Source organism: Streptomyces roseolus (assembly GCF_014649855.1).
GTDB classification, from domain to species: Bacteria; Actinomycetota; Actinomycetes; order Streptomycetales; family Streptomycetaceae; genus Streptomyces; species Streptomyces roseolus.
Map to the genome: position 1 here is coordinate 17,536 of NZ_BMTV01000020.1, position 25,739 is coordinate 43,274.

General features: G+C 72.9%; 14 protein-coding genes. 4 read left to right on the top strand and 10 right to left on the bottom strand.

The annotated features are described in order from the left end of the window. The first annotated feature begins 153 nt into the window (after positions 1-153). Entirely contained in the window at positions 154-1,359 is a 1,206-nt protein-coding gene (locus tag IE245_RS23010) for a globin domain-containing protein (protein WP_189950600.1), read from the top strand. A 51-nt stretch (positions 1,360-1,410) separates the two neighbouring features. On the opposite strand, the gene IE245_RS23015 is transcribed toward IE245_RS23010, so the two are convergent. From IE245_RS23015 to IE245_RS23025, 3 genes are all read right to left on the bottom strand, one after another. Next, positions 1,411-2,370 (bottom strand): nucleoside triphosphate pyrophosphohydrolase, encoded by a 960-nt coding sequence (locus tag IE245_RS23015; protein WP_189950602.1) that lies wholly within the window; start codon positions 2,368-2,370, stop codon positions 1,411-1,413. A 26-nt stretch (positions 2,371-2,396) separates the two neighbouring features. Next, a complete protein-coding gene (locus IE245_RS23020) occupies positions 2,397-3,089 on the bottom strand; it encodes a SurA N-terminal domain-containing protein (RefSeq protein WP_189950604.1) in 693 nt (230 codons plus the stop codon). 122 nt (positions 3,090-3,211) lie between these two features. After that, positions 3,212-4,207: a glycosyltransferase family 2 protein gene (locus IE245_RS23025; RefSeq protein ID WP_189950606.1), complete on the bottom strand. Its 996-nt coding sequence runs from the start codon at positions 4,205-4,207 to the stop codon at positions 3,212-3,214. 126 nt (positions 4,208-4,333) lie between these two features. Here IE245_RS23025 and IE245_RS23030 point away from each other — a divergent pair, with 126 nt between their 5' ends. Next, positions 4,334-6,793 carry a YfhO family protein gene (locus tag IE245_RS23030; protein ID WP_189950609.1) on the top strand — a complete coding sequence of 820 codons (2,460 nt, stop codon included), beginning with the start codon at positions 4,334-4,336 and terminating at the stop codon, positions 6,791-6,793. On the opposite strand, the gene IE245_RS23035 is transcribed toward IE245_RS23030, so the two are convergent. The 5 genes from IE245_RS23035 to IE245_RS23055 form a co-directional block, all read right to left on the bottom strand. After that, on the bottom strand, positions 6,718-8,124 hold the full coding sequence (locus IE245_RS23035) for a choice-of-anchor A family protein (protein ID WP_189950611.1): 1,407 nt from the start codon (positions 8,122-8,124) through the stop codon (positions 6,718-6,720). The two genes, IE245_RS23030 and IE245_RS23035, sit on opposite strands and share 76 nt — an antisense overlap. Positions 8,125-8,212: 88 nt before the next feature. After that, the gene (locus IE245_RS23040; protein ID WP_189950613.1) at positions 8,213-8,617 is read right to left on the bottom strand and encodes a VOC family protein; all 405 of its coding nucleotides are present in this window, start codon (positions 8,615-8,617) and stop codon (positions 8,213-8,215) included. Positions 8,618-8,674: 57 nt separating this feature from the next. Then, the gene (locus IE245_RS23045; RefSeq protein WP_189950616.1) at positions 8,675-10,252 is read right to left on the bottom strand and encodes a serine/threonine-protein kinase; all 1,578 of its coding nucleotides are present in this window, start codon (positions 10,250-10,252) and stop codon (positions 8,675-8,677) included. Further along, on the bottom strand, positions 10,249-10,854 hold the full coding sequence (locus IE245_RS23050) for a hypothetical protein (protein WP_189950618.1): 606 nt from the start codon (positions 10,852-10,854) through the stop codon (positions 10,249-10,251). Before IE245_RS23050 ends, IE245_RS23045 begins: the two co-directional genes overlap by 4 nt. A gap of 78 nt (positions 10,855-10,932) precedes the next feature. After that, entirely contained in the window at positions 10,933-13,032 is a 2,100-nt protein-coding gene (locus IE245_RS23055) for an N-6 DNA methylase (protein WP_189950620.1), read from the bottom strand. A gap of 142 nt (positions 13,033-13,174) precedes the next feature. Here IE245_RS23055 and IE245_RS23060 point away from each other — a divergent pair, with 142 nt between their 5' ends. Together IE245_RS23060 and IE245_RS23065 are read left to right on the top strand one after the other, a co-directional pair. Beyond that, positions 13,175-13,882 carry an Rv1352/Rv1906c domain-containing protein gene (locus tag IE245_RS23060; protein ID WP_189950623.1) on the top strand — a complete coding sequence of 236 codons (708 nt, stop codon included), beginning with the start codon at positions 13,175-13,177 and terminating at the stop codon, positions 13,880-13,882. 91 nt (positions 13,883-13,973) lie between these two features. Beyond that, the gene (locus IE245_RS23065) at positions 13,974-14,573 is read left to right on the top strand and encodes a HEAT repeat domain-containing protein (RefSeq protein ID WP_189950625.1); all 600 of its coding nucleotides are present in this window, start codon (positions 13,974-13,976) and stop codon (positions 14,571-14,573) included. A 51-nt stretch (positions 14,574-14,624) separates the two neighbouring features. Here IE245_RS23065 and IE245_RS23070 read toward each other — a convergent pair whose 3' ends face one another. Beyond that, on the bottom strand, positions 14,625-15,110 hold the full coding sequence (locus IE245_RS23070) for a DUF4265 domain-containing protein (RefSeq protein WP_189950627.1): 486 nt from the start codon (positions 15,108-15,110) through the stop codon (positions 14,625-14,627). Further along, complete coding sequence (locus IE245_RS23075) at positions 15,085-25,725, bottom strand: LamG-like jellyroll fold domain-containing protein (protein WP_229851449.1); 10,641 nt, start codon at positions 25,723-25,725, stop codon at positions 15,085-15,087. The genes IE245_RS23070 and IE245_RS23075 overlap by 26 nt, the downstream gene beginning before the upstream one ends. Positions 25,726-25,739: the final 14 nt, after the last annotated feature.

Consider the following 25,739-nt stretch of genomic DNA (forward strand, 5'->3'; position numbering starts at 1 on the left):
GTGTTCCTGGCTTCCGGGGCGTACCGGGCGTCGGGGCGGGTCCTTCACTCACTCCCCGACCGTACAGTCCGGCCCGGCACGCCCCTCCGGCTGACCTGACGTGATCACCGGCCGGTGATCACGCCGTGACGGGCCGTGCCCTACATTTCCCGCGTGGACCTCGCCTTGCTCAGAAGCACGTTCGCGGTCGTCGAGAGACGGGCCGAACACGCCGTCACGTACTTCTACTCGCACCTCTTCTGGCGCAACCCCGGCGTGCGCGCGCTCTTCCCCGAGGACATGGTCCCGCAGCGCGACCGGCTGTTCGCCGCCCTCACCCACGTGGTGACCGGGCTCGACGACCCGGGCCTGGCCGCCTACCTGGAGCGGCTGGGCCGCGACCACCGGAAGTACCTCGCCACCCCCGCCCTGTACGCGGCGGTCGGCGAGAGCCTGCTCGCCGCCTTCGCGCACACCGCCGGCTCGTCGTGGACGATCGAGGCGGAGAAGGCGTGGTCGGAGGCGTACGGCCGCGTCGCGGACCTGATGCTGCGGGGCGCGGACGGGGCCGCCCGCGCCGGGGAGCCCGCCTGGTGGGACGCGGACGTCGTCGGCCACCGGCGGCACGACGAGGACCTCGCCGTCCTCACCCTCCGCCCCCGGCGGCCCTACCCCTTCCTCCCCGGCCAGTACGCCGGCGTCAGCTCGCCGCGGGTCCCGCGGGTGTGGCGCACGTACTCGCTCGGCAACGCCCCCCGCGCGGACGGCACCCTCGACCTGCACGTGAGCCGGATCCCCGGCGGGGCCGTGTCCACGGCCCTGGTGGACGAGGTCCGGCCGGGCGAGGCGCTGCGGCTGAGCGCGGCCGGCGGGGCGGCGACCCGCCGGACGGCGCCGGGCGGACTCCGTACCTACATATGCGCCGGTACGGGCTGGGCGCCGGTCAAGGCGCTCCTGGAGGAGGCCGCCGACGCCGACCCGGAGGCCACGGGCCGGATCTTCGCGGTGGCCCGCTCCCGCGAGTACCTGTACGGGCGGGAGGAGCTGGAGCGGCTCGCCGCCCGGCTGCCCGGCCTGAGCGTCACGTACATCACCTCGGCCCCCCGCCACCCGCGCGACCAGGCGACCGAACGCCTCCTCACCGCGCTGCGGGCCTGCGGCCGCTGGCCCGACCACGACGTCCACCTGGCCGGCCCGCCCGGCTTCGTCTCCGAGGTCGCCGAGGTCCTGGCGGAGCTGGGCGCCGACCCGGCCCGCACCCGCCACGACCTCCTCCCGCCGGTGGGGGACTTCGCCGCCCGGCCCGCCACCCGCGCCGAATGGCTCCTGGAGCGCCCCCCGGTCCGCTGGCACGACCCCGCGGCCCGGGCCCCGCGCTAGGGCTTCTCTTCGGGAGACGACGGGAGTTCGACGACAGGGCCCAGGGCCGACTCAGACGCCCTCCGCCGCCCGGATCGCGTCCCGGTACGCCCGGGCCGCCGCGCGCAGCGCCGCCTCCGGGTCCACGCCCTCGGCCTCCGCGCGGACCGCGAGCGCCAGGAGCTCGTACCCGACGCCCTCGCCGTGCGGCGGCGGCACGTCGAGGCCCGCGGTGCGGACGCGGCTCGCGAGCTTGGCCGCGAGGGCGAGGCCGGGCTGGCCGACGGGAACGCCGTCCGTCACCGACTCCCGGCGCTTCTCTGCGGCCTTGGTGCGCAGCCAGTGGGCGCGGACGTCCTCGGGGGTCTCGGCGGTCTCGTCGCCGAAGATGTGCGGGTGGCGCTGGATCAGCTTCTCGACGAGCCCGGCGGCCACGTCGTCGACGGAGAACGGCTCCTCGGCGTCCTCCTCGGCGATCCGCGCGTGGAAGACGACCTGGAGGAGGACGTCCCCCAGCTCCTCGCGCAGCTCGTGCCGGTCGCCGTCCTCGATCGCCTCGACGAGCTCGTACGCCTCCTCGATGGCGTACTTCGCGAGCCCTTGGTGGGTCTGGAGCGAGGACCAGGGGCACTGGCGCCGGATGACGTCCATGATCTGCACGAGGTCGAGGAGGCGGGCGCCGGGGAGGTCGTACGAGCCGGGCAGCAGCTCCAGGTCGGGCATGGCGATCCGGCCGGAGCCGGCGAGCCGGGCGAGTCCGTCGGTGAGCACCCGGTCGCCCTCGCCGGAGGGCAGCACGAGGACGGTGCGGCCGCCGGCGCAGGCGGCGACCAGCTCCTCGGCGGTGGGGCGGACGTGCTCGACGGCGACGCCCGCCTCCCGCAGGTACGGCAGCTGGGGGTGGTGCTCGTCGGGGCAGAGCACCCGGTCGGCGTCCCGCAGCGCCTGCCAGGCGGGCCAGGACAGCAGTCCGGGCGCCACCCGGTGGCTGGCGGTGAGCAGGACGACGCGGCCGGGGTTCTCGGAAGTCACCCTCCGAACCTACCCCGGGGACGGGCTCAGCCCGGAAGCTGCTCCGGTCCCGCGGCCGCCGGGTCCTTGGAGACCTTCAGGAGCCAGGGGGCCGTGTCGGCGCCGGTGTCGAGCTGGACCTTGGTGTCGTCCCAGGCGCCGTAGCGGGGGTTCACGTCGATGTCGAGGGAGGCGGAGGCGTCGGCGAAGAGCGCCTGGAGCTTCTGCTGGCCCTCGGGGGTCTCGGCGATCCCCTGCTTCTCGATGATCTTCGTCATGAGGACGTTGCGCCGGACGACGTCGTCGACCTGGCCGGGGGCGACGCCCTGCTGCTGGAGCAGGACGGCCTCCAGCCCCTCCTTGCCGCCGTTCTCGCGGACGAAGGCCTCGCGGGTCTCCTGGAGCTCGGCGCGGCTGGCGGTGACGCCCTGGTCGGCGGCGACCTTGTCGAGGATCCGGTCGAAGATCATGCCGTTGAGCTTCTGCCGGCCGAGGTCGCCGGTGGCGGCGATCAGCTCGGCGGACTGCGGGGACTTCGCCTGGGCGTCCCGGGCGGCCTTCACCTGGGCCTGGAGGGCGGAGACGTCGATCCGCTCGCCGCCGACGACGGCCGCGGCCCCCGGATGGGCCTCGCCGCCGCACGCGGTGAGCAGCGGGGCCGCGGCGAGGAACGCGGCGGAGACGGCGAGCGCGGTGCGGGGGCGTGCGGGGCGGTCGTGGCGGCGGTCGCGGCGGTGCAAAGGAGCCTCCCGGGCTGGTCGTGCGTCAGTTGGACGACCTTGCGGTGATCGATGGTAGGGAGTCGCCGGGACCGTAGCCACTACTTCGCGGGGACAACTTCGCCGTCACCGCGTCACGGGGGTCACTTCCGGGCGACCGTCTCCCACAACGAGGCACCCGCCGCGCGGGTGTCGGCCCGGGCCCCCTCCGTCTCCGGGCCCGTGTGCGTCTCGGCGACCAGGTAGTGCGGCCGGCGCTTCACCTCGTAGTAGATGCGGCCGACGTACTCGCCGATCAGGCCGACCATGACCATCTGGACCCCGGCGAGGGCGGTGACGGCGACGAGGAGGGTGACGTAGCCGGGCGTGTCGACGCCGTTGGCGAGCGCGTCGGCGACGATCCAGGCCGCGTAGGCGAAGGCGAGCGAGACGAGGAGCAGGCCGAGGTAGACGGCGGCGCGCAGCGGCTTGTTGTTGAAGGAGAGGAGGCCGTCGAGGCCGTAGTTGAGGAGCTTGCCGAAGGTCCACTTGGACCGGCCCTCCTCGCGCACCGCGTTCTCGTAGGCGAAGGTCGTGGTCCGGAAGCCGACCCAGGAGAACAGGCCCTTGGAGAAGCGGTTGTACTCGCCGAGGCCGAGGACCGCGTCGACGGCGCGCCGGGACAGCAGCCGGAAGTCGCCGACGCCGTCGACGAGTTCGACGTCGACGAGCCGGTTGATCGCCCGGTAGTAGAGGCGGGCGGTGAGGGTGCGGGTGACCCGGTCGCCCTCGCGGGTGCGGCGGGCGACGACCTGGTCGTACCCCTCGGCGTGCAGCGCGACCATGCGGTGCACCAGCTCGGGCGGGTGCTGGAGGTCCGCGTCCATGATGACGACGGCGTCACCGGCCGCGTGCCGGAGTCCGGCCAGCATGGCGGCCTCCTTGCCGAAGTTGCGGCTGAAGGAGACGAAGCGGACCCGGACGGGGTCGGCGGCGGCGAGGTCCCGCAGGATCGGGAGGGTCCGGTCGCGGCTTCCGTCGTCCACGTACACGAGCTCGAAGTCGCCCTCCAGGGCGTCGAGTTCCTTGATCACATGGTCGTGGAAACGGGCGAGGACGTCCTCCTCGTTGAAGCAGGGGACGACGAGAGAGAGCAGCACATCGGTCACCCAAAGGCAGACCGGTGACCCTCCCGCCCCGCAGGGGTGACGACGGGGCGACCATTGCGTGAACTGCCCCGCGCCCGCCGCCTCCCGCCCCTCCGGCGCTGCGATATTCGACCCGCCATGCGAACTGTCTTGCGAATCCCGTCCCGTGTCGTCCCGGCCCCCGCGCGCCGCGCCACGGCCCCCGCCGCCCCCGTCCCGGCCCCCGCGCGCCGCGCCACGGCCCGCGCCGCCGCCCTGGCCGGCGTCCTCGCCGTCGCCGCCGTCTGCGCCGGGGACGCGGCGGCCCGCGTCTTCCCCTTCGGCCCGCGCCACCGGTCCGTGAACGACCTGGCCAACCAGTTCGTCCCCTTCCACGCGCACCTGTGGGACCTGCTGCGCGGCCGCGCCGACGGCGGCCTCCTGCTCGACTGGCGGGCGGGCTGGGGCACGAGCTTCCTCCCCGATCACGGCACCTACCTGTCGAGCCCGCTGGCACCGCTGGTGGCGCTGGCCCCGCGCGCGGACGTCGAGTACGCCGTCTACGCCCTGACCGTCCTCAAGGCGGCCCTGGCGGCGGCCGCGACCGCCTTCCTCCTCCGCCGCCTCTCGACCGCCCCCGCCTGGTGGTGGCCCGCCCTCCTCGGCGCCGGATACGCCCTGTGCGGCTGGTCCCTGGTGGAGGGCACCTACAACCCGATGTGGCTGGACGGCCTGATCGCCTTCCCGCTCCTCTGCCTGGTCGCCGAGTGGGCCCGCGAGGGCGTCCGCCCGCTGCTGTCGGTGCTGACCGTGGCGGTCTGCTGGACGGCGAACTTCTACACGGCGTACATGGCGACCCTCGGCGCCGCCCTCTTCCTCCTCGCCCGGCTCGCCACGACGGACGGCTTCCGTCCCCGCCCACCGCTCCGGGCCGCCGTCTCCACCGTCCTCGGCGTGGGGCTCGCCGCGCCCGTCCTCGCCCCCGTCCTCCTCTCGACGCGGCAGGCGCACCCGGGCGTCGTACGGGACTTCGAGGCGGCGGGCGCGGCGGACGCGCTGGCGCGGCTGCTGCCGGGGACGTACGGCTTCTCCACGCCGGCCGCCTTCGTCGCCACCCCGGTGCTGCTCCTCGCGGCGGCGCTCGCCTTCCGGCGGGACGTGCCGGGCCGGGAAAGGTGGGTGTGGACCGGGCTCGTCCTCGCCGTCGCCCTCTCCTTCCAGTGGGGCCCCACGCACCTGGTGTGGCACCTCTTCGCCACCCCCAACGGCAGCCCGTACCGCCAGACCTTCGTCCTCGCCGGGCTCCTCGTGATCGCCGCGTACACCGGCCTCGCCCACGGCCTGCCGGGCCGCCGGGCCCTCGCCGCGGGGTCCGCGGCGGTCCTGGCCCTCACCGCCGCCGCCCTCCCCAGCGACCTCGCCACCCGCCCCGCGCTGCTCCTCGCCCTCGCCGGCCTGGCCGCGACCGCGGGCGCCCTCGCCCTGCCCCGCCGGCGCCGGTACGCCGCCCTCACCGCGCTGCTCGTCACCGGCGCGCTCCTCGGCCAGGCCGCCGCGACGACCGCGTACGCCGACCGCCGGCGCCTCGCCCACCTCGACGACTACCCGCCGTACGGCCCGGAGCAGGAACGCCGGGCGGCGGCCCTCGCGGCGGCCGACGGCTGGCCCGCGTACCGCACCGACTCCGGTCTCCCCCGCGTCGCCGGGAACGACCCGCTGCTCCTCGGCGGCCAGGGCGCCGCCTACTACAGCAGCCACACCCCCGCCGTCCTCACCGAACTGCTCACCGCCCTCGGCGGCGGCTGGACCTCCCGCGGCCGCAACCTCCAGAGCCTCGACAACCCGGTCGTGGACGCCCTGTTCGGCGTCGGCGCCCGCTGGCGGGACGGCGAGGTGGTGCGCACGGACACGGCACTGCCGCTGGTGACGGTACGGCCCCCGGGCCCGGCACCGGCCCTCGGACGGTCCCCCTTCCGCAACCAGGAACTCCTCCTGGGCGCCCGGGTGTACACCGCCCCGTCCGCCGGAGCCTGCCCGGTCGGCGCGGAGGTCTTCCTCTGGGCGCCCGAGCGCACCGGCCCGGCCCGCCTCGGCGGCGGCGCCCCCGTGCGGCTCCTCGGCGGCGGGCCCAAGCGCCGGGCCGCGCTCGCCTCCCTGGGCGTCCAGAACGCGCCCGGCGTCCGCCCGGAGGTGCCCGGCGGACGAGGCCCGGCGGAGCTCGGCTGCCTGGACCGGAACCGGCTGCGGACCGCCGTGGACGCGCTGCGGAGCTCGGCGGCGGTCTCCGTCGCCCCCACCACGACGGGCCTCACGGCCCGCTTCCCGCGCCCGGTGACCGGCACGGCGGTGGTCGCCGCCCCCGCGATTCCCGGCTGGAGCTGCGGGGGCCGGGCGGTGGAGCCGTACGCCGGTCTGCTCGCCGTCCCGGTCACCGGCGCCACCACCCTGAGCTGCGCTTTCCGCCCGCCGGGGCTGCTGTCCGGCCTCGCGGCGGCCGGCGTCTCCGCGCTGGTGCTCGCGGGTCTGGCGGTGGCGCGGCGGGGTCAGCGGCGGCGGGCCCTGCGGACCAGCAGCACGCCCCCGGCGGCGCAGAGCGCGGCGAGCGCGGCGGCGGCATAGCCGGCCGGGCCGGCGCCGCTGTCGGCCAGCTCACCGCCGCCGCCGTATCCGCCGTCGTCGTCGCCGTAACCCCCGGGCTCGGTGGTGGAGGGCTCCGGGGTCGGTTCGGTCGTGGGGTCGGTCGTGGGGTCGGTCGTGGGGTCGGTCGTGGGGTCGGTGGTCGGATCGGACGTGGACGGCTCGGGGGTGGGCTCCGGGGTCGGTTCCGTCGTCGGTTCGCTCGTCGAGGGCTCCGGGGTCGGTTCCGTCGTCGACGGGCTCGGGGTGGGGGTGGGCGAGCCGCCGTCCTCGCAGCTCAGCTCGGCCGCGAACGGGAAGTGGTGGATCTCGCCGGCGTTGACGTCGGCGGCGCGCGCGGCCTCCAGCGGCCCGGCGGTGAGGGCCTTGGCGATGACGTCGCCCTCGATGTTGGCGGGGTCGAGGTCGGTGACGTGGGCGCGCGGGGCGTAGACCGTGCCCTCGATCGAGTCGCCCGTGGCGATGGTGACCGCCGTCGCGTCGGAGAAGTTCCACAGGATGAAGGGGGCTTCCTCGCCGCTGACGCCCGCGAGGTTGGGGACGTCCCAGGTGAAGACGGAGCCGCTCGCACGGGTGTCGACGTCGATGACGAGGGGGCCCCCGGCGGTCGGGCGGTCGAGGAAGGTCAGCTCGGACAGGGCGTTCAGCTCCTCGCCGGTGAGGCGCAGGACGTTGGTGCGGGAGGCGTCCAGGCTGATGCGGCCGGGGTCCTCGACCTCGACCGTGGCGGCGCAGGAGGCGAGCGCGTCGGCGCGGTCCCGGTAGGCGGCGAAGAGGCCGGTGAAGTCCATGAGGCCGGGGTGGGGGCCGACGGAGAGGGCCGGCTGTTCGACGGTGAGCTCGATCCGCGGCGTCGAGCCGTGGCCCTGGCCGGCGGCGACGACCTGGGTCTTCACGGCGGCGTCGTTGGCGTCCCTGGTCACGACCTCGCTGCCGCCGAGGTCGCCGACCTTCACGTAGCCGTCCTGGAGGACCTTGAGGACGCCGGCCGGGCTGCCGGCGGCGTAGTCGATCCGGCCGCCGACGAGGAGCGCGGTGGGCCGGGCGTCGGTGCCGTCCCTGAAGGTGCCGGGGGTGTGCAGCGCGACGTTGTACCCGGCGCCGTAGGAGAGGTCGCCGCCGATCGCGACGGGCCCCTCGGACTCGGTGGAGCCGAGGAGCGCGTCGGTCTCGACGACGACGCCGAAGCCGTTGCTGCCGGAGACGGGATTGCCGACGTCGACGCCGGCGGCGACGGCGGGGTGGACACCGGTGGCCAGCGCGGCGGCGACGGCGCAGGCGGCGATCCCGAGGAGCGGGTACGGCTTCGTCATATGAGCAGATTGCGCCGGGCCCGCGCGCGGCCCCCGCTGACACGCCCGGGTCCGCCGCCGAATGCAGTAGCGGAGCGGCGGTGCGCGGCTACGGGCGGGCGTACGGCACCGTCATGATCTCCATGTTGTGGCCGTCCGGGTCGTCGAAGTACGCGCCCCGGCCGCCGAAGAGGCCGTTCACCTCGTGCGGCTGCCGGTGGGCCGGGTCCGCGTAGTAGGTGACGCCGGCCGCCTCCAGACGGCCGATCATCGCGTCGAAGTCCTCGTCCCGCACGAGGAAGGCGTAGTGCTGGCTCTGGATGGGGCCCTCGGGCGCCTGGTAGAAGTCGAGCGTCACGCCGTTGGCGAGGTCGACGGGGAGGAACGGGCCGAAGGGGGCGCCCACCCGGAGGCCGAGGATCCCGGCGAGGAAGTCGGCGGAGGCCGAGCGGTCGGAGGAGAAGACGACGGTGTGGTTCAGCTGGACGGAAGGCTGGTCGGAAGGAAGTGTCACGCCTCCGACCGTACGTGACGCCTTCCGTCCGCGCCCAGCGCTTATCCACCGGAACGGTCAGGCGTGGCGGTCCAGTTGGCGCTGGTGCTCCAGGGTGCGGCGCAGCTCCGCCGCGAGCGGGTGGTACGCCCCGTAGAGCCGTTCCGCGTCCGGCAGGAGCCGGCTCAGCTCCGCCTGCCCCTCCGCGTGCCGCCCGGTCGCCAGGAGCAGCAGCCCGGTGCGGCGCCGGATGTCGAGGGCCCGGCCCGGGTCCTGCGCCGCGCCCCGCTCGAAGGCCGGGAGGACCGCGCGGAAGGCGGCGAGGGCCTCGGCGGTCTCGCCGAGCTGCTCCAGGCAGAGCGCGATGTCGTAGCCGAACTGGGCGTTGCCCGGGTCGTCGGCGGCGAGCCGGCGCAGCTCGGGCAGGGCCCGCCGGTACTGGCCGTCGTCGAGGAGCGTGGAGGCGTACTGCTTGCGCAGGATGCGGACGACCGGGGAGCCCTCGCCGTGCTCGGCGGCGGCGGCCGGGAGGATCCCGCCGAGGACGTCGACGGCCTGGGTGAGGGCGCCCTCGCCGAGGAGCCGCTTCACCTCCTCCACGGCGCCCGCCACGTCCGCGCCCCGGGGCGCGTGGGCGGGGGCCGGGGGCCGGACGGGGACGGAGACCCGGGGGTCCGCGACGGCGGGCGGGGCGGACGGGGGCCGGGCCGGCGCCTGGACCGGCGACCGGACCTGCGGGGGCCTGGGGGTGGCGGGCCAGGGCGCGTGCGGGCGCAGGAAGGGGCGGGTGGGGTCCATGGGGCCGGAGGGGGTGCCGCGCGCGGGGAGCAGCGGCAGCAGCGCCTCGTACACCTCGTGCGCGCCGGACGGGCGGTCGGCCGGGTCCTTGGCGAGGAGCCGCAGGACGAGGGCTTCGAGGGCCTCGGGGACCTCGGGGCGGACCTGGCGGAGCGGGAGCGGCGGCTCGTGGAGGTGGCGGTGGAGGACGCCGAGGGCGGTGGAGCCGGCGAACGGCACGTTCCCGGAGAGGAGTTCGTGGAGCAGCACGCCGAGCGCGTAGAGGTCGGTGCGCGGGCCGACGGCGCCGCCCATGGCCTGCTCGGGCGCCATGTAGGCGGGGCTGCCGATGGGTTCGCCGGTGTGGGTGAGGCGGGTGGTGTCGGTGTCGAGGACGGAGGCGACGCCGAGGTCGAGGACGGTGAGGGAGCCGTCGGGGCGGATCATCACGTTCCGCGGCTTGAGGTCGCGGTGGACGATCGGCACGGCGTGGACGGCGGCGAGCACCGAGCACACCTGGGCGGCGACGCAGACCGCCCACTCCCAGGGGTACGGGTCGTGTTCGGCGAGGTGGTCCGCGAGGTCGGCGCCGTCGACGTACTGCATGACGAGGTACAGGTCGTCGCCGTCGCTGCCGGCGTCGTGGACGGTGACCAGGCCGGGGTGGTCGACGTGGGCGGTGACCCGGCACTCGCGGACGAAGCGGCGGCGCAGCTCGTCGGCGGCGGTGCGCGGGCCGGTGAGGGCGGCCGGGCTGAGGAGCTTGACCGCCACCCGGCGGTCGAGGCGGGTGTCGTACGCGGTCCACACCTGGCCCATGCCGCCCTGGCCGAGGACGGTGGCCAGCTCGTACCGCCCGCCGACGACCCGGCCGTTCACCTGTCCTCCTCCTTGCGGAGGAGGTCGCTCAGCTCGTCCAGTTCGGCGCGGACCTGGTCGATGCGGGGGGACGGCGGGGCGGCGGCCGGGGCCGGCGGGGTCTGCGCGTACGGGTTGACCACTTGTTGCGGCTGCTGCGGCTGCTGCGGCTGTGCGTACGGATTCGGGTGCGGGGGCGGGCCCGGGGCCGTGGTCGCCGTGCCCGGGTGCGCGGGCGGGTGGCCGTAGCCGTACCCGGGTACGGGCGCGGGCGCGGGCGGGACGAGGGCGGGGGCGTGGTGGTGGCGGGTGTCGACGATGAGGTAGTAGCAGACCACCGCGACCATCTGGACGAGCAGCACGATCATGCCCGTCGTGTTCATCCACGTGTCGGCGAAGCGCTGTTCGAGCGGGATCACGCACCCGACGTTGAGGACGAGCTGGGCCCAGAAGAGGGCCCAGTCCCGTCCCGTGCGGCGCATGATCGCGATCCGGAGCATCGCGACCCAGGCGAGGAGGCCGAGGGAGACGACGACGAGGACGGTGAGGAGCACGCGGACGGCGATGGCCCCGGCGGACGAACCGCCCGGTCTCGGCGCGGGAGCGGGCGACGGTCCGTACATGCGTTTCCCCCCAGGAAGCTGATCAGGCTACGAGGGTAAGGGACCGGGCGGAGGCCGTCACTCGAACCGGACGGGTCGTCACCCGGACCGGACGCTCCCGTCGGCGAGGCCGTCGTAGAGGCCCTGGACGAGCTGTTCGCCCAGGCGGGCGGCGAGCCGCAGGGCCTCCTCGAAGTCGGCGAGGGCGCGGTACTGGACGCCGTGCCGGCGCTGGTCCGCGAGCGGGAGCCGGGGCAGTTGGAGGCGGCGGACGTCGAGCCGGGTCGCGGTCGAGGCGAAGCTGCTGGCCTGCCGGTTGTTGGCGGTGCCGCGCAGGAAGCCGGCGAGGAACCAGGGGTCGAGGGCGGCCGGGTCGGGCCGGAGCAGCTGGAGGCTGCGGCCGAGGGCGGCGCCGGCGGTGGCGGCGTCGACGACCCGGGCGGACGGGCCGCCGCCGAGGACGGGCACGACGACGTCGCCCTCGGCGACGAGGACGGGTTCCTCGGCCTGGCCGTCGGCGGCCTCCGGGAGGGTGCCGGAGGGGGCGGCGCCGGTGAGGACGTCGTGCTCGGTGAGGACGGGGACCTCGCGTCCCGCGGGGGCGGTGCCCTGGCCGCCGGTGTGGAGCCGGAGGGCGCCGGTGCGGGCCAGTTCGCCGACGGTGGTGAGGGGGCGCGGCTCGGGAGGGGTGGGCACGGGCCGGGGCACGGCGCCCAGGGTGCGGCGCAGGGTCTCGTCCAGGCGGTCGCGGACGGCGGCGAGTTCGGTGGCGGAGCCGCCGGCGTCGGGGGCGGCGAGGTAGCGGGCCGGGGCCAGGTCGACCTCGTCGTCGAGGAGTTCGATGACGGGGACGGCGCGGGCGACGGACCCGTCGGCGGCGCGGCCGGCCCAGGCGTCGAGGACCGCGTTCTGCAGGGTGGTCCAGGGGAGCTTGTCGCGGCCCGCGTCGGGGGCGAGCCCGGCGGTGTCGACGAAGAGGGCCTCGGCGGGGGGCCGGCGGTCGGGGGCCGGTCGGACCAGGACCCACAGGTGCAGCGGGATGCCGTACGGGGGCGCGGCGCCGGCCGGGAGGGCGACGACGGCCCGCAGGGCGCCGCGGCGCAGCAGGTCGGCGCGGACGCGGCGGCCGGAGCGGCGGGAGGCGACGGCGGGCGGCATGAGGAGGACGGCGGTGCCGCCGTCGCGGAGCCGGGCCAGGGCGTGCTGGACCCAGGCGAGCTCGGACTCGGTGCGGGCCGGGAAGCCGTACTCCCAGCGGGGGTCGTAGGCGAGTTCGTCGTGGCCCCAGGCGCGCTCGTTGAACGGCGGGTGGGCGAGGACGGTGTCGGCGCGCAGGGCGGGGAAGGCGTCGCCGCGGAGGGTGTCGCCGGCGGCGGAGCGGATGTCGGCGTCGCCGTGGAGGGCGAGGCGGAGCGCGGAGAGCGCGGCCAGTTCGGGGTCGGCGTCCTGGAGGGCCAGTTCGGCCGGGTGGGCGGCGGCGCGGAGCAGGCCCCCGGTGCCGGAGGCGGGGTCGAGGAAGACGGTCGCGGGCGGGTCGCCGGCGTCGGCGGTCGCGGCGGCGGCGAGGGTGGCCATCAGCTCGGCGAGCGGCGGCGGGGTGAGCGTGTACTGGCGCGGGTTGGCGTCCAGGTGGCGGCCGAGGAGGAACTCGAAGCACTGGCGGGGTCCGCCGAGCTCGGCTGCGAGCTCGGCTGCGGCGCGCAGCAGGGGCACGGCGGGGGCCAGTTCGGCGGCGGTGGGGGTGCGCACGGCCCGCGGAACGCCGAGGCGGACGGTGAGGACCTCTTCGAGGGCGCCGGGCAGGGCGTCGGCGAGGCGCTCGTCGGGCAGGGCGGTCAGGGCGGCGAGGCCGGGGGCGCGCTCGCGCAGGAGCAGCAGGACGCAGCCGGTGTGGACGAGGCCGGCGACCGTGCCGGCGGGGTGACCGGCGAGCTGCTGCCAGACGCGCTCGCGGAGCGGGACCTCGGCGAGCTTCCCCTGGTCGCGGAGCCACCGCTCGACCTCGGCGAGGGAGAAGGAGGGGCTGGTGTCGGTGCCGCCCACCGGCTTGGGGAAGTCGGCGTGGCGGCGGCGCCAGTTGCTGACGGCGGCCCTGCCGACGCCCGCGAGCCGGGCGATGCCGGCGGCGGTGACCTCTGTAGCGCTGTCCTCGGGCACCTGCACCCTCCGTCCTGTGGGAACACCGAGCACACCGAGCATACCGACGAACCCCGTTCACGGTGTGAGTCGATTCGAAAATCGCGAACATGGTTGACTCGGTTCACAAGCTCTGCTGTGATTACGTCATCGCAGCACGGAGTTCACAGGAACCCTCCTCGACACCTGAAAGGTGTTCACAGCCATGTCGAAGTCGCAGACGCAGCAGCGCAACTGGTTCGCCCGCCACAAGGTCCTCACCGCGGCCGGCGCGGTCGTGGTCGTCGTCGCCATCGGCGCGGCGATGGGCGGGGGCGGCGAGGACGCCAAGGCCCCCGAGGCGAAGTCCTCCGCCCCGGCGGCCTCCGGCGACAAGGCCCCGGAGTCCAAGGCCCCGGAGAAGCCGAAGGCCGCCACCGTGGACGGCGACGGCGACTTCGAGGTCGGCTCCGACGTGAAGCCCGGCCTCTACCGCTCGACGGGCAACAAGGACGCCGAGTGCTACTGGGAGCGGGCCAAGGACGCGAGCGGCGAGGTCGACTCGATCCTCGCGAACGACAACGTGACCGGCACGGCCTACGTCGAGATCAAGGCCTCCGACAAGCTCTTCACGTCCACGGGCTGCGGCACCTGGGAGGCCGTCGACCCCAAGGCCGCGGGCACCCCCTCCGGCACCACCCTCAAGGGCTCCGCCGGCATGCTCAAGGTCGGCGTCGACATCGCCCCCGGCACCTACAAGTCCACCGGCAACAAGGACGCCGCGTGCTACTGGGAGCGCGCCAAGGACGCCACCCACGGCGTCGACTCGATCCTCGCCAACGACAACGTCACGGGCACGGCCGTCGTCAAGATCACCGCGAAGGACGCCTACTTCAAGACGGCGGGCTGCGCCGACTGGACAAAGACGGGCTGACGCCGGCCCGGCACGGTCCGCACCCCCGGAAAGCTTCCGAGGGCCGCGATAGCGTGACACGCACCGGCGCGGACCTGCGGGAGGACGAACGATGGCGCTGACCCTGACAGAGGCGGTCGCTCAGTTGGGCGACAAGGCTTCGGCGAAGCGCCGTTCGGCCGCGAAGCGACTCGGCGCACTGGCCGACGCGGCGGCGGGGCCCGCCCTGCTCGACGCGCTCCGGCGCGAGGTCGGCATGCGCCGGACGTGGGAGACCCAGTACGAAATGATCATGGCTCTCGGGGCCTGCGGTCACCTCCCCGCCGCGGACTTCCTGGCCGAACTGGCCTTGCGCCCCACCGAGGACGACGCGGTGCACCTGGCCCTGGGCGACGCCGTCGTGCGGCTGCGGAGCCCCGAGGACGGCTTCGCGGCTCCCCTGGAGTGGTGCCTCGACCAGGGGGATCCGTCACTGACCGACGGCGCCCTGCGGGCCGTCGCCACCCTGGACGGGGTTCCCGACGCCAGGACGGTCGACCGGGTCCTGGACCTCCTGGAGCCGCTGGATCCCTACGACGGGCTGCGCTACTGGGCCGCGGTCGCGGGCGCGAAGTGGCCCGGTGAGCGGGTCCGCGCGTTCCTGGAAGCCTGCGCGGCCGGCCCCCGGGCGGACGTGGCCGAGGCCGCGGCCACATCGCTGGAGGGCCGGTGACCCAGGACCTGATGATCAGGCCCTGAGTCACCGGCCCCGGTCACTCATATGTCAGGCGATCCCCACCCACCAGGAGAGGGGCTCACCCTGTTCATCGAACACGTTTCCGTATTCCCATTCCACTCCCTCGTCGGGGAGCTCGGCTAGGACCGATTCGATCGTCGGAAAGCCGATCTCGATCGGGAAGGTCAGGACGACGAGCGTCTCCAGCTCACCGTCGACCCGTCCGCCGACGCCCACCGCTCTTCGCTTCAGGGACGCGACGGCCTCGGCCGGGATTCCGCTGTGGAACACCTGCACCGCGACGTTTCCGCCCCTCGCGACGACCTCCGCGTTCTTGGCGCGCTCGTCGTAGGCGATCACGTCACCGGCCGCGATCCCCCGGAAGAACCCGGGGGACAGCCGGACGAGGTAGTGACCGTCGCTCATCGGGGTGACCGCGACGACCTCGTCGGCAGTGGCTCCCTGCTGGGACTCGACCCTCAGCCGAATCCCGGTGAAGCCGTCGCCGTCAGTCCCATCTCTTGTATCCGGCACCGCAGCCTCCCCTCTCCGCACAGGACTTGCCCTTCGTCGGAGCCCCTCGGTTCTGGGCGCTGCTGTTGCACGCCGCACCCTCGATGCAGAGGTTCTCCGGTTCCAGGTTGCCACCCTTGCTCCGGGCGACGTTGACATGGCCGATCTGGACGTTGTCCGGGTTCGTGGTGGTCATGCCACAACGCCAGCACTGGAGCACGCCGTCCCCGTCGGCCTGGGCCTTGGCGACCATGGCGTCCCGGATCGAGGTGGGAACGGTCTTCTTCGCCGTCTTTCCACCGCGACTCGCGGCCATCTGCCGCGGCGAAGCGGTCTCGCCGTCCCGCAGCACGAAGAGCGGAAGCTGGCAGAACTCCGCCGGTCCCGCATTGTCGTTGTGGACCAGGATGGCGATCGAACCGGCCAGCACGAAGTACGTGTGCAGGCCCTCGATGCTCAGGTCGTACGTGGTCCGGTCGGCCTTGTACGACTTGACCTCGACGATCGCGGTCGGGGCGCCCTCGCCGTTCTGGAGCTTCTGGCCGACCTGGAGGTCGCCCGCCTGCGTCCAGGCGTTGCGGGTGGACTCGTAGAACTGGTGGTGCTCGGTGGTCTCGATCGTCTTCCGGCCGGACTTCGTCGCGATGGAGACGTCGACGTAGTCGCGGTCGGTCTTGGTGACGATCACCTCCTTGACCTCGTGGACCTCCTTGGTCTTCTTGCCGGGCTCGGCCGTGAGGACCTTGTCGCCCTTCTTGACCTCGGAGATCTTCTTGGTCGTGCCGTCGGCCATGAGGACCGGCGTCGCCGCGGTGAAGCTGTGCGGCGTGCTGCCACGACGGACCGGGCAGCCACCGCCCGAACCGCCGTCCGGAGACGGGGAGTCCTTCGTCTTCGGACCGTTGCCCTTGCCCTTCGCTCCGAACGCGCCGCCCATGACCGCGCCGATCGTCGCCGCCTTCGCGGCGCCGGCGACCGAGCAGCCCTCCTCGCTGTTGACGCAGGAGGTGCCGTATTCGACCGCGCCCGTGAGGGCCTCCGAGCCTGCTTCCTCCGCGGCACCGGTCGCGATCTTGCCGGCCGTGCCGGAGAGCAGCTTGCCCGCGGCGCTCGCCGCGAGGCGGCCGCCGACGCCGCCGGCCGCGCCGGTCACGGCGCCGATGGCGACCGCGCCGAGGAAGCCGCCGACCGACTTCGGACCGTCGCTCATCATGTAGCCGACGCCGTTGGCCGCCGCGCCCGCGAGGGCGGCGCAGCCGATGGCACCCACACCGGCCGTGATCGCGGTGCAGCCCGCGAAGACGGCGATGCCGGTGGCCACCGAGGCGATGGTCGAGGCGTGTTGCTTGACGAAGTTGGCTGTCGCCTTCGCCGCCTTCTTGACGGCCCGGCCGACCTTCTTGGCTGCCTTGACCACCTTCTTGGCGACGTGCTTGACGGCCTTCGCTACCTTTCGGACCGCCTTCTTGACGTGCTTGACGACCTTGTGGGCGACACGTTTGACGCGCTTGTAGACGCGTTTGACGTATCTCTTGACCTTCTTGACGCTGTCGGCGACGTACCGGACGGCCTTCCGTACCGCCCGCTTGGCGCGCTTGACCGCCTTCTTGACGGCGCGCTTGACCTTCTTGGCGGCCTTCTTGACGACCTTGGCGACCTTCTTGACGGCCTTCTTGACCTTCTTGTAGGCCGACTTGACGGTCTTCTTGACCTTCTTCTTGACCTTCTTGACGATCTTGTCGGCCCAGTCCGGCCAGTGGCCGGTCGGGTCCATGCCCGTCATCGGGTTGCCGTCCGCGTACGCGTACCGGTTCGCCGAGATGGAGCTCGGGATGCCGCTGAGGCCGACGGTGTCACGGCTGTTGAACTGGCCGGTCTCCGGCGAGTACCAGCGCGCGGCCATGTTGACCTTCGCCGTCGCCGGGTCGGTCCAGCCGGACTGGTAGCCGAGCGCACCGGCCATTCCGGCGGTCTGGAGGACCTTGCCGAAGGGGCTGTACGTCGTCGAACCGGTCAGCGCCTCGCCCGTTGTGGTGAACTGCGCCACCACGTCGGTGTGCAGGTCCGTGAGGGCCAGCACCGCCGAGGCCGCCGTCTTCACGCCGACCAGACCGCCCGCCGCGTCGCGGCTGTAGGACGTCACGCCGTCCGAGGCCACGTCGTTGCCGGCGCCCGCGTACTGGAACGAGTAGAGCGCGCTGCCCGTCTCGTCCTTGGCGTTCAGGACCCGGTCGAGACCGTCGTAGGTGTAGGTGCGGTTTCCTTCCTGGATGACCCGGTTGAAGGCGTCGACCTTCATGTTCGTGACGCGGCTGGCCTCGTCCGTCACCGAGCTCAGCGTGCCGCGCGCGGTGTAGGTGTAGGCGCTGTGACCGTCCGACGTGAGCCGGTTCCGGGCGTCGTAGGTGTAGGTGTCGCCGCCCACCCGGGTCCGGTTGCCGGACGCGTCGTAGCCGTAGACCTCGGTCGTCGTCCCGTTGTTCCAGGACGTGACGCGGTCGGCCCAGTCGTACGTGTACGTGTTGGCCGTCGAGCCGGTGAGCCCCGTCGTCGTCTTCGACGTCAGGTTGTCGTTCGCGTCCCACCCGTAGGTGAAGGACGCGAGCGTCTTCCCGGTCGGCGAGGTCAGCGTGTCGGTGGTCGGGCGCTGGAGCTTGTCGTACCCGAAGGTGCGCTTCGCCTTGCCCGTGCCGTAGTCGATCGACGTCACGTTGCTGTTGACGTCGTAGCCGTACGTCGCCGTCGAACCGGTGACACCGTCGTTCAGCGTCTTGAGGCGCCCGGCGGTGTCGTAGCCGAAGGTCGACGTGCCCGAGGCGTCGGTGCGGGAGGTCATCCCGCCGTCGCCGTCGTACGCGAAGGACGAGGCGCCCGACGGGCCGTTCGCCGCCAGCAGCAGACCGCGGTCGTCGTAGGAGAAGGTGTTCTTCTCCGTGCCGAGCCCCGCGACCTCGATGATGCGGTCGTCGGCGTCGTACGCGTACGTGTGGTCGGCCGTGGCGGCCTCCGCACCCGTGCCCGACTGGCGGACCAGCCGGCTCTTCACGTCGTACTCGAAGGAGATCGCCACCCCGCCCGGGGAACGCGACTCCTTGATCCGGCCGGCGCCGTCGTAGACGGCCGTGAACGTCCGGTCCGCGAGGTTCGGATGCGCCGGCGTCGACGGCTCGATCTGGTTCTCCGGCAGCCCCCACGTGTTGTACGTCGTCAGGAACGGGTTGCCCCGCCCGTCGGTGAAGCGGGTCTGGTTGCCCGCCGCGTCGTACCCGTAGGTCGTGGTGATCGACTCGGTCGCGGAGACCGGCTCGACGACCTTGGTGATCTGCCCGGCGGCGTCGTACGCGAAGGTCTTGGTGTGACCGCGGTGATCGGTCGCCGAGACCATGTTCCCGGCCCGGTCGTAACCGGTCCGGGCCGTGCGCAGCACGGCACCCGTCTCGTCCAGGTCCTCCGTCGCCACCAGCTGCCCGTAACCGTCGTACGTGTTGCGGGTGCCGGTGCCGTCGGGCTCGGTGGACGTGAGGGGCTGGCCGTCCATGTCGTAGGTGAAGCGCGAGACCTTGCCCGCGCTGTCCGTGACCTCGGTGACCTCGCCCACGGCGTTGTACTTGTACGACTCCGAGACGCCCTGCGGCGAGACCACGCGGGACAGCTCGCCGCCCGGCGCGTTGTACTCGTTGATCGCCGTGTAGGCCCGTGCCGTGGGCTGGCGCACGATGTCCGTGCTGGTCAGCTCGCGGCCCAGGTAGTCGTAGGTCGACTCCTGGCGGGCGCCGTTCGGCCGGGTGGCCGACAGCTGGTCTCCGTTGGCGTCGTACGTGTACCTCGTCGTGCCGCCGCCGGGTTCGGTGACCGAGGCCAGGTCGCCCAGCTGCGTGTACGCGTACGTGGTGCGGTTGCCGAGCGGGTCGACCTCGGCCGTGACCTGCCCGAGCTTGTTGTACTCGTTGTAGGCCGTGGCCCGGATCGGCGTGGTGGCGCCCGGCGCGAGGTAATCCGGCATGGTCGTCGAGGACTCCTGGCCCTCGGCGTCGTACGCCGTCGTCACCACGTTGCCGAGCGGGTCCGAGGACTCGGTCTGCTCGCCGAAGGTGTTGTACCCGGCCATCGTGACGGGCCGGACGGAGACCGCGGTCCCGCCGTTCTGCTCCGCCATCACGGCCGGCTCGGTGACCGAGGTCTGCTGGCCGATCTCGTCGTAGCCGTAGTCGGTGACGTTGCCCGCGGTGTCCGTCTGGGACAGCGGGAGGCCCCGCTGGTCCAGCTTCCAGGACGTGGTGCGGACCGAGCTGCCCGCGGCCGGCAGGGTGCCGCCCTTGAGCGCGGTGATCTGCGCCGGGGTGAGGGCCTCGGAGTAGACCTGGACGTCGTCCAGGCCGCCGAGGTGGTTCTCCGCGTAGGCACCCTTGTACCAGCGGCGGCCGAGCTGGAGCGGGCCGGTGGCCTCCCACGGGGTGCCGAAGGTGGCGGCTGTTCCGGTCTCGACGCCGTTCACGTACAGGCGCAGCTTGGAGCTCGCCTGGTCGTACACGCCGACCAGGTGGGTCCAGGTGTTGACCGCGACCGCGGCCGTGCCCGAGGACACCCGGACGATCGCCGGGTCGTACGTGTCGGTCGCGTGCCGGTTGAAGGTCCAGCCGAACCCGGTCGAGTAGTACAGCTGGAAGCCGGAGGCCTCCTGGCCGTCCTGCGCGAGGAAGGTCCGGTTGGCGGCCGTCGACGTCAGCTTGACCCAGGCGGAGACGGTGAAGCTGCCCGCGGTGTTCACCACGGGGCCGTTCGTCTGCGCCCACGACTCGGCGTTGCCGTCGAAGACGGCGCTGCCGCCCCGGTCGGTGTTCCAGTGCATGCCGGTGCCGTGGCTGCCGGTGTTGTTGGCGCCGGAGGAGTCCGCGAGGCCGAAGCCCGTGGTCTCGTCCAGCTTGTAGCGGGCCACCGGGGCCGTGGTGCCGTCGTGGACGGTGGTGCCGGTGATGTTGCCCAGGGCGTCGTACCGGGTGTCCGTGGTGGACACGTCACCCGTCGCCGGGTCGCGGTCCGTCTCGGTCACCACGTTGTCGTCCGGGTCGTAGCCGACCGTCGTCGTCCGGGCGAGCCCGTTCGGGTCGAGGACCTCGGAGACGGTGCGGTCGGCCGCGTCCACCGTGAAGGTGGTGCGGGTCTGCCCGTCGTTGGTGACCTGCTCGATCAGGTTGCCCGCGGCGTCGTAGGTGTTCGCCTGCTCCGTGAAGGACTTGCCGGTCGCGGGGTCCTTGCGGACCACGGTGGCCGACAGGCCGTCGTCGGTGTAGGTGTACGCGGTCACCCAGCCCATCGGGTCGGTGATCGACGCGAGGCGGCCGGCCGGGTCGTAGGCCCGGGACTCCTGGACGAGCGTGGTCGCCGGCGAGGGGTCGTACGGGTCGCCGGTGTAGTTCAGCAGGCTGGTGGTGAGCGGTCGCTGCTCACCGTCGTAGGTGTAGACGTTGACCGTCCCCGCGGGGTCGGTCTCCTTCACCTTGTTGCCGTAGGCGTCGTACTCGAACGACGTGGTGTCGCCGCCCGGGTCCGTCCGGCTCGCCAGCTGGTTGTGGGCGTCGTACGTCATCGACGTGACGCGGGCCGTGTCACCGCCGGTGAGGTCCTCGACCGACTGCGACAGGATGTTGCCGTCGGGGTCGTAGGCCGTCGTGGTCCTCGCCTGGTGCTTCGCGCCGGTGACCCGGTTGGTGACCGCCGGAGTGGTCTCGGTGAGGACCTGGTCGTTCTTGTCGTACGTCTGGGTCGTGACGAGCCCGGCCGGGTTCGCGTCCGAGATCTCCTTCTTGGAGATCTCGCGGCCCAGGTTGTCGTACGTGTACTCGACCTTGGCGCCGTTGGCGTCGGTGATCCGGGCCAGGTCGCCGTTGGCGTAGTAGGTGTACGTGGTCTTCCGGCCGCCCGGGGTCACGACCTGCGCCACCAGGCCCGCCGGAGCGACCGCCGTGCCGCCCTCCGCCGCCGGGGTGGTGGCGGTGGTGTACGTGGTCGTCGCGGTCCGGCCGTTCGGGTGGCCGGCCACCGGGGGCGTGGTCACCGACAGCAGGTTGCCGCCGGCGTCGTAGCTGTAGCTGGTCAGGTACGCGTTGTCCGTCGGGCCCGAGGAACGGCCGTCGCGCTCGGTGAGCATCAGGTCGTTGCGCAGGTCCATCGGCGGGAAGGCCGTGGTCGCGTCCGGGTAGTAGGTGAAGTACTCCGTCGAGCACTTGTTGGCCGCGGTGTTCTGGCAGGTGGTCTGGGAGACCGCGTTGCCGCGCACGTCGTGGCCGGTGATCGAGCGGTTGCCGTTGGCGTCCGTGACGGTGTGCAGGAAGCCGCCGGTGTCGTACCCGTAGGTGGTGCGGGCGCCCTCGGTGTCGATCGCGGCGAGCAGGCGGTTGCCCATCTCGGCGTCGTACACGTAGGTGAGGGTCTTGTCCGTCGGGTCGGTCAGCTTGACCGTCTTGACCGGGGCGACGCCGGAGGAGGCCTTGTAGGCCGACCAGTGGGCGGCCACGTCCGCGTCGGCCAGTCCCTTGGCGTAGACCGCGACGTCCGCGAGGGAGCCGGTGAAGTAGCCGATGCCCGTCGGAGCGTTCGTCCAGTTGCTGGAGAAGCCGGCGCCCACGTAGGTGCGGCCGGTCGTCTGGCTGTTGGCGGCGCCGGTGCAGGTGCCCTGCTTCACGCCGTCCAGGTAGAGCGTCTGCGTGGTGCCGGTGGCGGACAGCACGGCGTGGTGCCACTTGTCGTCCGTCACGACGCCCGTGGACGCCATCGTGGTGTTGTTGCTGCCGCAGGTGCTGGCCCACCAGTGGCCGCGCAGCTTGCCGTCGGTTCCGACGTACAGCAGGTCGCTGTACGCGCCGCCGACGCCCAGCGGATCGTTGATCGCGCGGGCCTGCTCGGCCATGATCACGCCGGCCTCGGTGGTCTTGAACCAGGCCTCGACCGAGCGGTCCTGCGTGTGGTGCCACGTGCTGTGCGGCACCTCCAGGTAGGAGCTGGTGCCGTCGAAGAGCGCCGCCGGGGCGTCGTCCGCGCCGAAGGGGCCCTCCGCGCCCTGGATCACCGAGTTGTAGGTGCCGAACCCGGTGTTCACCTGGTTCGCGGCCTGCGCCGCGCCCTGGGTGTCGTCCAGGCGCCAGTAGCCGGCCGGGGCGGAGCCCATGACGGCGGAGCGGTAGACCTGGGACGAGCCGGTGATGGTCGGCGGGTTGAGCTTCCAGGTGCCGCCGTTGCCGTCGGTGGCCTGGAGGACGCGGTCGTCGGTGGTGTCGTAGACGACCGACGCCTGGGTCTTCAGGTTGGGCGTGGTGATCTTCTGGAGCAGTCCGGCGGACCGCTTGGCGGCCTGGAACTGCGCGGAGATCACGTCGGCCGGCAGCGGCTCGGCGTGGATGGCGACCTCGCCCAGCTGTCCGGCGAAGTGGCCGAGCTGGTCGGCGGTGTTCATCGCCGGCCAGCCGCGGTTGTTCACACCGGCACCGAGCGAGATGTAGGTGCTGTCCATGGACTTGATCTCGCCGGCCTTGCTGCCCTGCGCCACACCGTCCAGGTAGAGCGTCTGGGTGCTGCCCGCGCCCGTCAGCACCGCCTGGTGCCACTGGCCGTCGTTGACCGAGGCGGCGGACGTGATGGTGGTGCCGCAGGCGCCCGTCATCAGGCAGCCGCGCAGCTTGCCGTCCGTGCCCACGTACAGCGCCGGCGTGTTCTTGGTGGTGTTGACGACCGGGTTCGGGTCGCTCAGCGGCTTGTCACCGTAGTAGAAGAGGACGCCGCCGGCCTGGGTGGTCTTGAACCACAGCGAGACCGTCGTGTACGACGGCATCGCTCCCGGTGCCACCGGCATCTCCACGTACGAGGTGGTGCCGTTGAAGGTGGCCGTCTTCTGCGTGGAGCCGGCCAGCACGGAGCTGCCGCCCAGCGTCACGTTCTTGTACGTGCCGTTGTACCGGCCCTGGTTGGCGTCGATGGCGTCCTTCGTCACCGTGCCGGAGGTCTCGCCGAGGCGCCAGTACGCGAACGGGTCGGCGTCCAGGACCGTGGTGCGGTAGTGGTTGCCGGTCGCGTAGGCGTAGGTGGTGCACTTCGACCAGTCGGCCGGCGGGCACACCTTGGTGAGCTGGTCACCGGTGTAGGTGTACTGCCAGGTCTGGACGGAGTTGGCGTCGCCGACGGTGGCCTGGTCGGTGAAGACCGTCTGGACGTGCCAGGCCGACGTGGGGGTGGGCTGGTACCAGGTGAGGCCCAGGCTCCGCTTGGACGTGACGTTGGTGATCTTCGTCAGGCGCTTGTTCGCGTCGTAGGTGAAGTTCTCCGTGCGTCCCGCGTAGTCCTTGATGGTGCTCAGCGCGTAGGTGCCGGCCTTCGCGGTCGCCTGCTTGAAGGCGTACTCCGTGAAGTCCTTGTCCGTGAGCGTGTAGCCGCCGGTGACCGCCGCGAGGCGGGCGTAGCGGCCCAGCGGGGGCACGAAGGTGCCGTCGGAGTTGCGGCCGAAGGCGACCTGCTCACCACCCGGGTAGGTGATGATCACGCTGGTGACGGCACCGGCGCTGTCCTTGACCTCGACGGCCTTCATGTCGGCGATCGTCGACCAGCCGGCGCCGAACGCGGAGTCCACGCGCGGGTCGAGGCTGTTGTAGGAGCGGTCGATCTCCAGGGACGGGCCGATGACCGGCACGTCGGCGTCGGTGTCCTCGGTGGTGTAGTTGCCGTCCGAGGGGTCGAACTCGTGGCCGTCGGTGTTCATCGACAGGCCCGAGGTGACCGGCGGCTGCGGCACGGCCGTGGTGAGGCTGCTGGCCTCCACGACCTCCGTCATGCCGTCGGCGGCGGCCGCGTACCAGGTGTAGCTCTTCGCCCACTTCAGCTTGCCGGCGGGCACCTTCCAGCTGTTCTTGGCGATGGCGCCGGAGCTGACGACCAGGGCGTTGGTCTCGCCGTCGTAGACCTCGAAGGTGTACGAGAGCGGGCTCGGGCCGTTGTCGGCGTCGCTGGCGTAGACCAGCAGCTCCGGCTGGAGGGTGTTGGCCTGGAAGTTCGCCGGCGGGTACTGGGCGTTGATCTGCGGCGCCGTGTTCGGCGTGTAGGTCAGGACCAGGGCCGGGCGGAAGCCGGCGGTCGCCGAGTTGTCCGAGTGGAACTTCTTCCAGTGGAGCATGTCGTTGGTCGGCGCGGTGAGCGCGAGGCCGTGGTTGGCCGCGCCCGCGGCGACGTTGTTGAACCAGGTGGTCGACAGCGTCACCGGCATCTTGACGCCGACGCTCGCCGAGCCCGAGCTGTTGGAGCAGGAGGCTCCGGGCGCCGGGGTGGCCGAGCCGATCGCGGCGCCGAAGGCCGGGCCGGGGTACGACGTGACGCCGGACGGCGTCCACGCCTGCGTGATCGGGTGGACCGAGAACGACTGGGCCGAGCAGGTCGAGGACCACAGGGCGTACACGTTCAGGCTGGCGGCGGTGACCCGCTGCCCGGCGAGCGTGGTGCCCAGGGTGTTGAACTGCAGGAACGAGTTGGTCTTGTTCGTGCCCGAGTCGTACGAGCCGACCTTGATCTGGGTCTCGGTGGAGTGGTCCCCGCCGATGGTGTTCTGCGCGTACGTGGAGTTCGACGCGGTGATGGTCGGGTCGACGGTCACCGGGTAGACGCGCGCCGGGTCGTCGAGCCAGGCGCGGTCGGCGGTCATCCGCAGGGCGGGCCGCCCGTCGGCCTTGCCGTCGACGGTGGTGAGCTCGTAGGTGACGTTCCGCGACTGGGCGGCGTCGCCGGAGCGCGGGTCGACCTTGGAGTCCTCCATGTACGCGTGCGGGATGGTCGCGGTGACCTTCCCGTCGGCGTCGGTGAACTCGACGTCGCCGTCGGCGGTGACGCGCGGGGTGAGGCCCTTCACGTCGAGCGGGAAGGTCCAGGAGTTCGCGGCCCGCGGCGAGCGCAGGACGACGTTCTCCTTGAAGCCCTCGGCGAGCGGCACGAGCTGCACGTCGGTGTCGGGGAGGACGCCGGCGTAGGTGACCGTGCCGTTCCCGTCGACGACGGGCTCGCTCTTGGCCGCGTCCCGCAGGGCGTAGGCCAGGGTGCGGCCCTTGCCGAAGTCGACGGAGGCGAGGGCCTTGTCGGCGGCGGTCGGCGCGAACTCGACGTCGAGGGAGTTGGCCGTCTGCTGGAGGCGGCCGTCCTTGTCCTCGGTCAGGGTCGTGTCGATCGGCTTCCAGGTGCCGTCGGCGGTCTTGAAGTTGGTCCGGCCGGTGTAGTGGCGGACGCTGGTGGAGCCGTCGGCGTTGACGTAGTAGTCCGAGGTGGCCGTGGACTTCTTGGCGTCCCGCTTGCTGGTGCGCTCGTCGAAGCTCTTGGCGTTGCCCGGCGCCTTGCCGGTGCGGGTCTCGGCGGGGTCGTCGGTCTCGCGCTGGAAGGGCGCGAGCTGGCCCTTGCCCTTGCCGGGCTTGCGTCCGGCGCCGCCGTCGGCGCTGGTGGCGTCCGCGGAGGCGTCGTGGCTCTTGCCGCGGGCGGTGCCGCCCTGCTGGTCGGGGGTGTCGAGGGGATCGTCGCTCTTCAGCCACTTCCACAGGCCCGAGAGGGACATCTCGGGCATGCGCACCGGTTCGAGGACGGCTCCGGTGGCCATCGCCGTCTCGGTGGTGAGCATGAGGAAGAACGCTA

Coding starts and splice junctions, on each gene's coding strand:
- IE245_RS23065 (WP_189950625.1), top strand. CDS start 13,974: ATGGCGCTGACCCTGACAGAGGCGGTCGCTCAGTTGGGCGACAAGGCT.
- IE245_RS23035 (WP_189950611.1), bottom strand. CDS start 8,124: ATGACGAAGCCGTACCCGCTCCTCGGGATCGCCGCCTGCGCCGTCGCC.
- IE245_RS23050 (WP_189950618.1), bottom strand. CDS start 10,854: ATGTACGGACCGTCGCCCGCTCCCGCGCCGAGACCGGGCGGTTCGTCC.
- IE245_RS23060 (WP_189950623.1), top strand. CDS start 13,175: ATGTCGAAGTCGCAGACGCAGCAGCGCAACTGGTTCGCCCGCCACAAG.
- IE245_RS23030 (WP_189950609.1), top strand. CDS start 4,334: ATGCGAACTGTCTTGCGAATCCCGTCCCGTGTCGTCCCGGCCCCCGCG.
- IE245_RS23055 (WP_189950620.1), bottom strand. CDS start 13,032: ATGCTCGGTGTGCTCGGTGTTCCCACAGGACGGAGGGTGCAGGTGCCC.
- IE245_RS23075 (WP_229851449.1), bottom strand. CDS start 25,725: ATGCTCACCACCGAGACGGCGATGGCCACCGGAGCCGTCCTCGAACCG.